Source organism: Orrella sp. 11846, from assembly GCF_048820935.1.
Lineage (GTDB): Bacteria > Pseudomonadota > Gammaproteobacteria > Burkholderiales > Burkholderiaceae_B > Algicoccus.
Genome location: NZ_JBMERD010000012.1, coordinates 50,119 through 62,684 on the forward strand (window position 1 = coordinate 50,119; position 12,566 = coordinate 62,684).

The window sequence follows — 12,566 nt, forward strand, 5'->3', positions numbered from 1 at the left end:
AATTCGACATCAGATGCACATCTTGACTCGAAGGTGGGCACATCCGATGAACTGCGCTCAGACGCTCAAAATTACACAATTCATATAGATTCGTGGCATTTCGCGTATTGAACGGCGCACATAGATTATTTTTGATGGCTGTATTGTAACCAAGGCAATCCTCACGAACGGGAATCAGATGTGGCATTTGTAACGATCATGCTGCTTTTTCTAGTCAGCCATCGTGTTAACTTGCTCAAAGCTCAATTTAACTTCACCCACAGAGGTCGTTTCATTCGTCATGCCCATGAAGATGCCTATTGAAAATCGTCTAGAAAATGACTTTCAGGCTTTGCCTGAGCTTTTAAAGCTCGCCGCACTTGCGCGCCCCGAGCATCCTGCTATCCGTCAAAACGACACCATGATCACTTACGGAGAGCTCGACCCTCTAGTTGATGCAATCGCAGCTACGTTACAGCACGAGGGACTGACACCTGGGCAAGCTGTGGCAATTTGTGCCGCCTCCACGGTTCGTTATGTCGCTTTGTACATGGGGATTGTCCGGGCAGGTGGTATCGTGGCACCCTTACCAATCACCGCAAAATCCGCTCATCTAGATGCCATGCTCGACAACAGTCAAGCGCAATGGTTATTTCTCGACCAGTCTTGTGATCAAGCCTGGCCTGAGCAACGCCATCACGCCAATCTTCACCGCATTGCCATTGATGATTCTTCCGTGGCCACTCCTTGGTCACAGTGGTTGCGCACCGGCACCGAGCCCGAACCGTATCAGCCCCAACCAGACACGCCGTTTAATCTGATTTACTCCTCCGGCACAACAGGTGTCCCCAAAGGCATTGTGCAACCACATGGTATGCGTTGGTCTCATACGCAAAGAGGCTGGATCAATGGCTACCGTCCTGATTCAGTGGTTATTACCGCAACCCCGCTTTATTCGAATACGACACTCGTTGCCGTTTTGCCGTCGTTGGCCATCGGTGCCACGGTCATTGTCATGGACAAGTTCGATGCCCAAACTTTTCTGGAGCTCTGTCATCAATACCGAGCAACCCACACTATTTTGGTACCGATTCAATATCAGCGGATCTTAGATCACCCAGCGTTTGATCAATACGATCTGACGAGTTTTCAGTGTAAAACCAGCACCAGTGCCCCCTTCTCGCCCGAACTCATGGCGCGCGCCCTGAAACACTGGCCAGGCAAACTCATTGAAATCTACGGTATGACTGAGGGTGGTGGCCGTTGTGAACTCCATGCGCACGACCATCCAGACAAACTACACACCGTGGGCAGCGTTGCACCGGGCAGCGACATCCGCATCATTGATGATGAGGGCAATGAATTGCCGCAAGGTCAAAGCGGCGAGATCGTGGGCCGCTCTGCGGCCATGATGAATCAATACTATCGACAGCCTGAACAGACCCGAGATGCGTTCTGGTTTTCCAGTGATGGGCATCGATTCATTCGCACAGGTGATGTCGGTCGTTTCGATGAGGATGGTTTCCTCATTCTCGGTGATCGTAAAAAAGACATGTTGATTTCAGGCGGGTTTAATATTTATCCAAAAGATCTTGAAGCAGAACTCATCGAACATCCTGATGTGCTTGAGTGCACAGTGATCGGTGTTGCCTCAACACGCTGGGGAGAAACACCTGTCGGTTATGTCGTTTTAAAGCCCAATTCCAATCTAGATGAAAACACGTTGCTTCAGTGGGTGAACGCGCGTCTCGGTCGAATGCAACGTTTGTCACAAATTGTTTTTATTGATCAGTTGCCACGCAATCCGATTGGTAAAGTGCTTAAACGCGAATTACGTGACATCTTTGCGCAAACCTATGGTGTCTTGCATCAAGACGGCTGAACACAACCGATTCAGGACAAATCTGGCATAGAACGCATCATCCACCAGACCAGCACCATCGGACCGGCGTTAAATAAGCTATGCAACAGGATCGCCGGTCCGATTCCTTTCATCACCCGAAACCAGCCCAACACCAAGCCGGTCACCCATTGGGGTAAAACAAGTGCCGGCAACATCCACCACTGCACACTACTGAACGTAAAGTTTGAGAGATGTACGGCGGCAAATAAAAGAGTCGCCAGATGAAAAATCCACCAAAACTGCGCTCGATACATTCGTAGCCAGCGACGTGCCCGGGGCGATGGCATCACCGTTTGTTTGGCTGTGCGAAACACCAGAAACAGCGCCATCACAAAAAGCATGACCTGAACCCAGCCAGCCCCCTGCCAGATACCTAAAACCAGCAATGGCAGTAGCCAAATAACTGTTGCTGGTCGGCGCAAACCGTATCGAAACAGCATTTCTTCAAAAAACGGAGCCCAAAATATGGCTAAAAACCACGGCAAGGCTTTTGGGTTAATGGCATGTGTTGCCCCTGATTTGGCAGCGACCATCAACACCAAAGGTCCGATCACAAAAAGATTGATGATCCACAGCGTCGTGGCCCATTTCAAGGCATCCATCCAAATAGGACCCGCTACCCAATCCCGATACCAACCCGCACCCGTCGAGATCTGGCGTACACGAGGATTAAGGTGTGGGTGTCGGCAAAATTGAATAAACAATCGCCACTGCTGAGCCCAGGTCAGCGCCTTCTGACCCTCTCGGCCATTCATGACTCGTCCTGTGCCATCGGCGTATCACGGTGCAATTCAGACATGGCTTTCTCCATCTCCGAATCTAAAATCCGATCAATCACTTGTTCACTACGGTCGATCGCTTTAAGTAGCGCTTCTAATTCTCTTTGGCGAGGTCTATGTAATACAAAATCCACCACGTTTTGTTGCAAGCCTAAGCTGCGCGGATGACCGATCCCAAGGCGTAACCGCCAAAACCCGGGGCCACCCAGCGCGGACTGAATATCACGCAATCCATTGTGGCCCGCATGGCCACCGCCAAACTTCAAACGCACCTGACCGGGTAGCAAATCCAACTCATCATGAATAACGAGGATTTCTTCTGGTTTGAATTTGTAGAATTTAGCTAAGGCCGACACGCTTTGACCCGACCGGTTCATAAAGGTCTGAGGCTTGAGCAACCAAATCGCTTGTCCCCGATGGCGTGCCGAACCTGCTTCACCAAAAAAGTTCTTATTGGGTTGTAAAGAAGCACCTAAACGATCCGCCCAACGGTCAACCGCCCAAAAACCCGCGTTGTGACGTGTTTGCGCATAGTCCGGGCCTGGATTACCCAAACCAACGATTAAACGAATTCGACTTTCACTCATGTTTGCCCTAAAAAAACAAAACCCCACCAACAGATCGTCAGTGGGGCTGGGATGGTCTTGGGTTGCGCTAAAGAAACACAACCCAACTGATTCAGCGAATCAGGACTCGTCTGAAGAATCCTCACCCGTGCTTTCTTCATCCCCATCTGCTTCGACATCTTCGTCATCTGCACCGCGTGCAGCTGCTGGCAAGATAGCCTGAGCCAACAGTGGGTTTTCATCACCACCACGTGACAAGTAGGTCACGCCTGCAGGCAATTCGATGTCAGCCAAGTTGACTGTGCCACCGACTGTCAGGTTACCCAGATCCACTTCGATCGATGCGGGCAGATCAGCTGGCAAACATTCGATTTCCAACTCGGTCATCACGTGGCTGATCACTGCAGATTCAAGTTTGACTGCAGGTGACTCGTCACCGTTGATGAATTGCAGAGGCACTTTGGTGCTGATCGCTTGTTTGGCGCTAATGCGCTGAAAGTCAACGTGCAAAACCAGTTGTTTGTAGGGGTGCCATTGCACGTTACGCAGAATGACTTGCTCTTTCTTGCCATCAAGCAACATGCTCAGGATCGATGCATGAAACGCATCTTTACGCAGTGCATGGTAGATCTCGTTGTGATCAAGCTCAATGTTTAAAGCTGGTGCTGTGCCACCGTAAACGATCGCAGGCACACGTCCGGCGCGACGCAGGCGGCGGCTCGCACTCGATCCCTGAACGGCGCGTTGGGTTGCTGTAAATTCCATTTAAAAATACTCCAATAAAGGTCTTCTCGACCCGAAATTTGCCAGATCTGCCTTCAGACCCAGCATCGAGCACATGCCGCGACCAGCATGCACTCAGATCCTAGTTATTCAACAAATAATGAGCTGACAGATTCGGCGTGTGAAATACGTAAAATCGTTTCGCCTAACAAGGCGGCGCAAGACAGCTGACGGATTCTACCACTAGCCTGCGCTTCTTCAGACAACGGGATCGTATCCGTCACCACAAGCTCATCCAGCTCAGACTCATTCACCCGCTCAACGGCACCACCTGACAGAACGGCATGTGTACAGTAGGCATAGACAGCCCCTGCACCTTGTTCTTTCAGAGCCGATGCGGCTTTACACAACGTACCTGCGGTATCCACCATGTCATCCATGATCAGGCAAGTTCTGCCTTGCACATCACCGATGATGTTCATGACTTCGGACACATTGGCGCGTGGACGACGCTTATCAATAATGGCCAGATCCACTTCCAATTGTTTAGCCAGCGCACGGGCCCGGACAACACCACCGATATCAGGCGACACCACCACCAGATCTTTCAAGTTCCGACGCCAGATGTCCCCCAACAAAATGGGACCTGCGTAAATGTTATCCACGGGGATATCAAAAAAGCCCTGAATCTGGTCAGCGTGTAAATCCATGGTCAGTACACGGTCAACACCCACCACCTGCAACATATTAGCCACGACCTTGGCTGAAATGGCCACACGGGCAGAACGGGATCGTCTGTCCTGACGGGCATAACCAAAGTAGGGAATTGCTGCTGTGATACGACCCGCAGAGGCGCGACGTAATGCATCGACCATCACCATGATTTCCATCAGGTTGTCGTTTGTTGGCGCACAGGTTGGTTGCAATACAAAAACATCCTTGCCACGGACATTTTCATTGATCTCTGCCATGACTTCGCCATCTGAGAAACGACCGACGGTCATTTTCCCCAACGACATATCGAGATGGTTTACAACATCAACAGCCAATCGTGGGTTGGCTGTACCCGTGAAGATCATGAAACTTTCAGAGGACATGATGAAAGTCGCTCACGTAAAAAAGACAAAAGCTGCTGAACTACACCTGACATTCCGGATTGTTCAACAGCTTAAAATTAGTATGGCTGGGGAGGAAGGATTCGAACCCTCGCATGCCGGAATCAAAATCCGGTGCCTTAACCGACTTGGCTACTCCCCAACAAGGTTTACACCCAATCATAAAGTGGATGCTGATCTAGTCCGTCACAAACATAAACTGACTCAAGCACATCACTAAACTCACGGTTGGATGCCGCGTTTTCTGCCTGTATTTTAACGAGCAATTCCTTAAATGCAAACTGTGCGCTCTCAGGGTTGTTTTTTTCACTAAAAAGACAAGATCCTGATCCTGTCATTCGTGTGGAAAACCCCCACTGACTCAGCTGATTTTTCAACTGACTAACTGCCACATGCTGCTTAAGAACCACTGCTTCTAGATCGTTGCGCCCAAAGCCTAATATTTTCTCAGACTTCGTATCGGTCGCGACAAATCGTTTACAACCAGAAAAGTCCATAATTTTGATTGATTTTGTATCTCTTGTCAAGCGCTCGTCCTGAAACACCGTCGCAGTCGAAATGCTGATGTGTGGTTTAAACAACAGATAACTACATTCTGGCAGCCGAGATTTAACGATTTTTTCACCAACACCTTGCACAAACCCAGTCTGCCCAAAGATAAAAAACGGCACATCGGCCCCAAGTCTGGCACCTATCGACATCAACGTTTCTCGGCTCAGGCCAGTTCGCCAAAGCTTATTCAACGCCAATAAGACCGTTGCTGCATCACTAGAGCCGCCGCCCAAACCCGCACCACTCGGAATTCGTTTCAAGACATGAATATGCGCCCCAAGCACCGTACCAGTCGCCGCGCGCAAGGCATGCGCTGCTCTCATTGTCAGATCGGCCTCTTCTGCGACCTGGTCAAGCAACTCACCTTCACGGCTAATTTGTCCATCCAATCGCAACTCAACGGTCACGCTATCGGACAAGGTGATGAGTCGAAACAGGCTCTGCAACTCATGATAGCCATCCGCTCTGCGCCCAACGACATGTAAAAACAAGTTCAATTTGGCCGGAGCCGACAAATCATACAAAACCATTTTGTGACTCATTGACTATCAACGACAAGACGCACGGTGACATCGCGTCCATCATCTCGGCCGGTTATTTCAATTAAGCGCGGGCCCAATGCGTCATAGCGCTCTAAACGAATGGTCCAACCGCTTTGCTCTAACACTTCGATCTGACCCTGCGCATGGCGCGCCACCACACGCGCCTGACTATTGGCCGGTGCTTTGCCTTCAATCCAGTCGACCATCGCATCGACTGGTACTTGAGCCGCAAACAACGCGCGCAACAAATCAGAAGCGCGATCAGCCCGCTGCGGCATCTCACCTGGACGTTCTAGCACCACTTGACCTGGGCTGGCGTTTAGGCGTGCAAGTACAGCACCCAGAGGACTGCGCAAGCTTAATTGCCACACCCCAGCACCGTAGGACTGCCAATCAAATCCTCCGCTCACTGCCTGTGCGTTATCCACGCCTTGCACCTGCACCACAAACCGACCGCTACGGGCAAACTGCACCGCATCGGGCACCATCATCTGCTGCGTGGTCGTACAGGCGGTCAATAAAGCCAGAGTCGCCAAGAGAATCATTTTCCAGACATGACGAAGTGCAAACAGCGAATTCGACAAACGCCTCATCACCTCAGCAATCAGCCGTGCCGGTGTATACAGAGCGTGACGCACTTTACTGACCATTCAGATAACGCTGCATCGTTTCTTGCAGCACATCGTTTTCAGGCTCTAGCACCAATCCGGCCTCCCAAATCTCGCGTGCCTGGTTCTGCTTATCCATTTCCCAGAGCACTTCACCCAAGTGCGCAGAAATTTCTGCCTGTGGTTGAATCGCATAAGCTTGTTCTAAAAACGCACGGGCCTGCACCAAATCACCCTGCCGATATTTAACCCAACCTAAGCTATCCATGATGAACGGGTCTTGCGGCAACAATTGATGAGCACGAGAAATCAAAGAGTACGCCTCATCTAAGCGAAGATTACGGTCTGCCAACACATAACCCAGTGCATTTAAAGCATGCGCATAATCCGGATCCAAATCAATCACTTCGCGCAAATAACGCTCCATGTTATCCAGATCATCCTGTGCTGCATACATCATGCCAAGCTCATACTTGACCTCAATTGAATCACGCAACAACTGATCCGCTTCAATTAAGCGCTCAATCGCCTCATCGGACCGATCTGCCTGTCGCAAAATCTGAGTTAGAGTCAACACCCCAATGAGATGCTCATCAGAATCTGCGGGATGCAAGGCATCAATCATGCGCACAGCTTCATCCACCTTGCCGCTATCTGCACGAATTTTGGCTTGACGCAAGCGTGTCTCAAACAAAGCTTCTGGATTTTCAATACGACCCAGTAGCTCAATGGCACGATCAGGCTCCCCCTGTCTTTGTGCAATCGCTGCCATCAATGTGTACGCATCATCGAGTGCTGCAGACGCATCCGAAGCACCTTCTGCCACCGAGGTTTTCCGTTGTTTTTGCACCTCAACAAATTCGTTGAGCAATTGGTTTGCCTCATCGAGGCGATTGACTTGGAATGCAAATTGCGCCCGCACAAACAACAAATCAAAATCTTCCGGGAACTGTGCAGACATGGCTTTAAGTTCTGCGATCGCACCGTCAATATTGTCCGCTTCGGCCAGTCTGCCCACCAGCATCATGCGCAAACGTCGCGAATCGGGATGTTTTTTGATAAACGTCTGTGCACGCTTAATTGCATCGGTCGGATCCACTACAAATCCATAATCCAGTACACGCATAGCAGCATCTTCTGAATTGGGATCCCGTGCGAGCGCCTTGCGCGCATGCTCAGAAGCCTCTTGATCATGGCCTGCCGCTTGTGCCATATCGGCAAGTGCCATCTCGGCCACCATGGTTTTTTTCTGCCCACTGCGATCAATCACCTGCTCAATGAGGTCGAGTGCTTTCTGCCGATCCTCCATGCGCCCCAGAATACCCATCACCTGCGCTAAGGCTTGCGTCTTATCGGGTTGTTTTTTGACATACTCAACCAACGCGTCGTCAAGACCCTCTGTCTGATCCAATGCAGCCATCAACGCCAGACGCATTGATTGTGCTTCTTCATTATTCGGCTCTGAATCCAACCAGACATTCACCGCATGAAGCGCACCCTGATACTGATTCATCAGCATGTACAGCTCAAGTGCACGCTGTGCCAATCTCGGGTCGGTTGTATAACGCGCAAGTTCTAGACTCGTATCTGCCGCAGGCTTAATCGCGCCTCGATGTAATGCAAAATCCGAGACCAGCAAACGATAAAGCACATCGGCTGTCAGAGTCACGTTCGGCAATTCGCCCTGACGCAACTCAATCACTTCGTTTTGTGGCTCGGGCTCACGCAATTCCACCGCATCTCCGGCTGCTGGTGCGGACGGTGCCGCGCATGCACTCGTAGCCAATGCGGCCAAAGCGGCCCACAACATTTTTTGCGTGCGCACACGCCACTCTTTGGTCAAACGCAATGACAGAGGTTTCATTTGCACAGTCCAGCCCCTTTGGTGGCACAATAAAGCCACAACCTAGTCGATCCCAAATCTTAGCACCCACGCATGCCCGAGTTACCAGAAGTTGAAACAACCCGACGCGGAATTGAGCCCGTTATTCTGAACCGAACGCTCCAAACGATGCAAATTCGCGAGCGACGATTTCGCTGGCCTATTCCGGACGAACTTCCACAAGTCGTTATCGATCAGCCACTTCTGGCCGTCGGCAGACGTGCCAAATACTTGCTCTGGTCGTTTCCTAATGGCACGATCATTATCCATCTTGGCATGTCTGGCTCGATTCGACGCGTCCAAGCGGACAGTTTCTGGAATCTGCATGACCATGTCGAGTGGACGTTTGAAGGTGGACAAGTCTTAAGACTACATGATCCACGACGTTTTGGTGCAGTCCTTTGGCATCCGATTGAGGATGGTGACATTTTGTCACACCCACTTTTAAAGAATCTAGGTGTTGAACCGATGGGTTCGGAATTCACCGCCAAACTCTTATACGACCAGACCCGCAATCAACGCATTCACATCAAACAATCGTTGCTCAATGGCAAAATCGTTGTCGGTGTGGGCAACATCTACGCCAGCGAAAGCTTATTCAGAGCCCGTATTCACCCTGAAACACTTGCACAAAACTTAACACGTCCACAAGCAACACGGCTCTTTAACGCCATCAATCAAACCCTAGAAGCGGCTTTAACAAGTGGGGGATCGACCCTACGTGATTACATGAACCCCAATGCACAACCAGGTGCTTATTTTGAGCTGCACGCCGCGGTTTACGGCAAAGCCGACGAGCCCTGCCCGCAATGCGGGACAAAAATCCAACGCATTGTCCAGAATCAACGAGCCACTTACTTTTGCCCAAAATGTCAGCGCCGACCGCGCACTCGGAAGTCGGCACCCTAATGCAACAAATTAACGCAACGGCTTAACGCAACAGCACTTTGCCTGGGTTCATCAAACCTTTTGGATCCAGTGCATCTTTGATTGACCACATGAGGGCTAGCTCGACTGGATCTTTATAACGCGGCATTTCCTCAACCTTCATTTGTCCAATACCGTGTTCCGCACTAATCGAACCGCCAAATTCGTGCACTCGGTCATGAACTATTTTGTAAACCGCACTTTGCTGCGCAAGGAACTCATCATCCGAATGCTCAGGTGATGCGCCCACGTTGTAGTGGAGGTTACCGTCGCCCAAATGCCCAAACACGATGTTTTTAACACCCGGAAATTGTGCTTGCAGGATCGCGTTTGTTGTTTCCACAAACTCGGCAATACGCGAAATCGGAACTGAAATATCGTGTTTCACGCTTTTACCCATCCCAGCCTCAGTCAACGGAATGCTTTCACGCAAGTGCCACAGTGCCTTACTCTGACTCACGGATTCCGCAATCGCCGCATCAATCACCACACCATCTTCAATGGCTTGCCCCAAGACTTCTTCAAAACGTGCTTGCGCATGTTCAGCACTTTCACTGTCTGAAAGCTCTAGCAAAGCAAACCAAGGCGCATCGCGTGATTCTGACTCAAACGGCAAACGCTGATCGGGGAAGCACTCGACCACCGCTTTCAATACATCGCCCGCCATCACTTCAAAACCGGTCAGTGCCGCCCCAAAACCAGCGCGTGCCCGCGACAACATGGTCACGGCATCAGTCAGGTTGTTAAACGCCAGCATGGCTGTGCGTTGAGCGACTGGCAATGGATATAGCTTGAGTGTTGCAGCGGTGATAATGCCTAACGTGCCCTCACTACCGATATATAGGTCACGAAGGTCATACCCCGTATTGTTCTTACGCAAACCGCGCAAACCGTGCCAGATTTCACCTTGAGCAGTCACGACTTCAAGCCCAAGCGCCAAATCCCGTGTATTGCCATAACGTAATACCTGAGTACCCCCTGCGTTCGTTGCCAAGTTTCCACCAATGGTGCAGCTACCTTCAGCAGCCAGACTCAATGGAAACAAACGCCCTGCTTCGCGAGCCGCTTCTTGCAAATTCTGAAGCACGTACCCGGCTTCGACTGTGATCGTATCGTTGGCGGTATCGATTTCTCGTATCCGGTTTAAACGACCAGTCGAGATCATCACCGCTGTCCCAGAGTCATCGGGCGTCGCCGCACCACACATTCCGGTATTACCACCAACTGTGACAATCGGTATATCGTTGTCATAACAAAGTTTGACCACTTGCGCGACTTCTTCCGTATTTGCAGGTCGTACGACTGCCAATGCCTTACCCACATAGCGCTTGCGCCAATCAATCAGATACGGCGCTGCCTCTTCGCCGGTCAGTACATGTTCTGCGCCCACAATCGCCTGTAATTTTGTTTTCAACCCAACACTCCTGTTCAACGTTTCTTTAGTCGCTTTCGCGCTGTTAGATATGTACACAATCTCATTTTTCTCATCACCAAAACTCGGGCTGTCGCGTTCATTCCGCAACAAGCAGGTGCTACTCTGCCATAATACCCCCGAAGTCAGGCTCTGCAACATATCTCTAAACGGGTACTTTACGCTATGCAAACTCCTCCAGTAAACGTTTTACCGAATCATGTTTTTAAAGCATATGACATCCGCGGCATTGTGCCTGATGAACTTAATGCTGATTTTGCGCGACGATTAGGTCAAGCACTCGCGGCCAAAGCTCGGGAAGCTGGCGTTAAATCGGTGGTGATTGGCTATGACGGACGCCTCAGTAGCCCATCGTTGAGTCAAGCGCTTGCACAAGGTATTCATGAGGGCGGCCTAGACACCCTAGACATCGGGCAGGTCCCAACACCGCTTGTTTATTACGCCGCTCACACATGCGGAGCTGGCACAGGCGTTGCGATCACGGGCAGTCACAACCCACCCCAATACAACGGTTTTAAAATGATGGTAGCTGGCGTCACACTATATGGCGACAGCATTCAAGACTTATTAAAGCGCATGCAACAAGGCACCACGCCTGCCGGCACTCTGGGTCAGAGTCGTGTTTACGATGCAGTCACGCCTTACCTAGAGACCATCACCCAAGACATTAAACTCGCACGTCCAATGCGCATCGCCGTCGATTGTGGCAATGGCGTAGCCGGCAGTATTGCACCTACGTTGTTTCGTCAGCTAGGCTGCGAAGTCATCGAACTCTTTTGTGAAGTCGATGGGACATTTCCAAACCACCATCCCGACCCCGCAGACCCTGACAATCTGCAAGACTTGATTGCAGCTGTACAAACGCATGATTGCGATTTAGGGCTAGCTTTTGACGGCGATGGTGACCGACTCGGTGTGGTCACCCGTTCTGGTGAAATCATCTGGCCCGATCGACAAATGATTTTGTTTGCTCAAGACATTATTTCGCGTCATCCTGGCTGTGAAATCCTGTTTGACGTCAAATGCTCACGCCAACTTGCCGTAGCCATTGAGCAAGCAGGCGGCAAAGCCACAATGTGGCGCACAGGTCACTCACTCATCAAAGCTAAACTTAAAGAGACTGGCGCACCGCTCGCAGGTGAAATGAGTGGGCACATTTTCTTTCAAGAGCGGTGGTTTGGTTTTGATGATGGGCTATACACAGGTGCACGATTACTAGAGATCCTCAGCCGCCATCCGGATGCGAGCCAAGTCCTTGAATCTTTGCCCAACGCTTACTCGACACCAGAATTAAAAATCGAAATGCAAGAAGGCGAACCTGCACGCGTCATTGAGGCACTGCAGGCCGATACCGATTTCGTGAGCGCACAGCTCACCACAATCGATGGCGTGCGTGCTGATTACAACGATGGCTTTGGCCTAGCCCGCGCTTCGAACACAACGCCTGTGATTGTTTTACGGTTTGAAGGGGATACGCCTGAAGCACTCGAGCGCGTTCAGGATGTCTTTCGTCAAAAACTAAAACGTCTAATTCCCAACGCCCTATTACCTTTTTAAA

At 50.7% G+C, this 12,566-nt stretch carries 11 protein-coding genes and 1 tRNA gene; 3 read left to right on the plus strand and 9 right to left on the minus strand.

Translation table 11 applies throughout. The features are described from left to right. Window positions 1–286 precede the first annotated feature (286 nt). Window positions 287–1,861: a class I adenylate-forming enzyme family protein gene (locus ACOI06_RS10855; protein ID WP_420662597.1), complete on the plus strand. Its 1,575-nt coding sequence runs from the start codon at window positions 287–289 to the stop codon at window positions 1,859–1,861. A gap of 11 nt (window positions 1,862–1,872) precedes the next feature. On the opposite strand, the gene ACOI06_RS10860 is transcribed toward ACOI06_RS10855, so the two are convergent. From ACOI06_RS10860 to ACOI06_RS10895, 8 genes are all read right to left on the minus strand, one after another. Next, the gene (locus ACOI06_RS10860) at window positions 1,873–2,637 is read right to left on the minus strand and encodes a type II CAAX prenyl endopeptidase Rce1 family protein (protein WP_420662598.1); all 765 of its coding nucleotides are present in this window, start codon (window positions 2,635–2,637) and stop codon (window positions 1,873–1,875) included. Further along, on the minus strand, window positions 2,634–3,248 hold the full coding sequence (gene pth / locus ACOI06_RS10865) for an aminoacyl-tRNA hydrolase (RefSeq protein WP_420662599.1): 615 nt from the start codon (window positions 3,246–3,248) through the stop codon (window positions 2,634–2,636). Before pth ends, ACOI06_RS10860 begins: the two co-directional genes overlap by 4 nt. A 99-nt stretch (window positions 3,249–3,347) precedes the next feature. After that, window positions 3,348–3,992, minus strand: coding sequence for a 50S ribosomal protein L25/general stress protein Ctc (locus ACOI06_RS10870; protein ID WP_420662600.1), 645 nt, complete (start codon window positions 3,990–3,992; stop codon window positions 3,348–3,350). A gap of 104 nt (window positions 3,993–4,096) precedes the next feature. After that, on the minus strand, window positions 4,097–5,047 hold the full coding sequence (locus ACOI06_RS10875) for a ribose-phosphate pyrophosphokinase (protein WP_420662601.1): 951 nt from the start codon (window positions 5,045–5,047) through the stop codon (window positions 4,097–4,099). Between the two features lie 83 nt (window positions 5,048–5,130). Beyond that, window positions 5,131–5,207 (minus strand) — tRNA-Gln (locus ACOI06_RS10880). A 7-nt stretch (window positions 5,208–5,214) separates the two neighbouring features. Beyond that, window positions 5,215–6,147, minus strand: a complete 933-nt coding sequence (gene ispE / locus ACOI06_RS10885) for a 4-(cytidine 5'-diphospho)-2-C-methyl-D-erythritol kinase (RefSeq protein WP_420662602.1) — start codon at window positions 6,145–6,147, stop codon at window positions 5,215–5,217. An 8-nt stretch (window positions 6,148–6,155) separates the two neighbouring features. Then, window positions 6,156–6,809, minus strand: coding sequence for an outer membrane lipoprotein LolB (locus ACOI06_RS10890; RefSeq protein ID WP_420662603.1), 654 nt, complete (start codon window positions 6,807–6,809; stop codon window positions 6,156–6,158). Then, complete coding sequence (locus ACOI06_RS10895) at window positions 6,799–8,631, minus strand: tetratricopeptide repeat protein (protein WP_420662604.1); 1,833 nt, start codon at window positions 8,629–8,631, stop codon at window positions 6,799–6,801. Before ACOI06_RS10895 ends, ACOI06_RS10890 begins: the two co-directional genes overlap by 11 nt. A gap of 72 nt (window positions 8,632–8,703) precedes the next feature. On the opposite strand from ACOI06_RS10895, the gene mutM reads away from it, so the two are divergent. Next, on the plus strand, window positions 8,704–9,558 hold the full coding sequence (gene mutM, locus ACOI06_RS10900; RefSeq protein WP_420662605.1) for a bifunctional DNA-formamidopyrimidine glycosylase/DNA-(apurinic or apyrimidinic site) lyase: 855 nt from the start codon (window positions 8,704–8,706) through the stop codon (window positions 9,556–9,558). Window positions 9,559–9,580: 22 nt separating this feature from the next. Here mutM and ACOI06_RS10905 read toward each other — a convergent pair whose 3' ends face one another. Next, window positions 9,581–10,990 (minus strand): FAD-binding oxidoreductase, encoded by a 1,410-nt coding sequence (locus ACOI06_RS10905; protein WP_420662606.1) that lies wholly within the window; start codon window positions 10,988–10,990, stop codon window positions 9,581–9,583. Between the two features lie 183 nt (window positions 10,991–11,173). Between ACOI06_RS10905 and ACOI06_RS10910 the strand changes: the two genes are divergently transcribed. Beyond that, window positions 11,174–12,565, plus strand: coding sequence for a phosphomannomutase/phosphoglucomutase (locus ACOI06_RS10910; protein WP_420662607.1), 1,392 nt, complete (start codon window positions 11,174–11,176; stop codon window positions 12,563–12,565). The last annotated feature ends 1 nt before the right edge of the window (window position 12,566 follow it).

Excerpts from the sequence above, each read along its gene's own strand:
- ACOI06_RS10855 (WP_420662597.1), top strand. The coding sequence starts at position 287 with ATGAAGATGCCTATTGAAAATCGTCTAGAAAATGACTTTCAGGCTTTG.
- ACOI06_RS10860 (WP_420662598.1), bottom strand. The coding sequence starts at position 2,637 with ATGAATGGCCGAGAGGGTCAGAAGGCGCTGACCTGGGCTCAGCAGTGG.
- pth (WP_420662599.1), bottom strand. The coding sequence starts at position 3,248 with ATGAGTGAAAGTCGAATTCGTTTAATCGTTGGTTTGGGTAATCCAGGC.
- ACOI06_RS10870 (WP_420662600.1), bottom strand. The coding sequence starts at position 3,992 with ATGGAATTTACAGCAACCCAACGCGCCGTTCAGGGATCGAGTGCGAGC.
- ACOI06_RS10875 (WP_420662601.1), bottom strand. The coding sequence starts at position 5,047 with ATGTCCTCTGAAAGTTTCATGATCTTCACGGGTACAGCCAACCCACGA.
- ispE (WP_420662602.1), bottom strand. The coding sequence starts at position 6,147 with ATGGTTTTGTATGATTTGTCGGCTCCGGCCAAATTGAACTTGTTTTTA.
- ACOI06_RS10890 (WP_420662603.1), bottom strand. The coding sequence starts at position 6,809 with ATGGTCAGTAAAGTGCGTCACGCTCTGTATACACCGGCACGGCTGATT.
- ACOI06_RS10895 (WP_420662604.1), bottom strand. The coding sequence starts at position 8,631 with ATGAAACCTCTGTCATTGCGTTTGACCAAAGAGTGGCGTGTGCGCACG.
- mutM (WP_420662605.1), top strand. The coding sequence starts at position 8,704 with ATGCCCGAGTTACCAGAAGTTGAAACAACCCGACGCGGAATTGAGCCC.
- ACOI06_RS10910 (WP_420662607.1), top strand. The coding sequence starts at position 11,174 with ATGCAAACTCCTCCAGTAAACGTTTTACCGAATCATGTTTTTAAAGCA.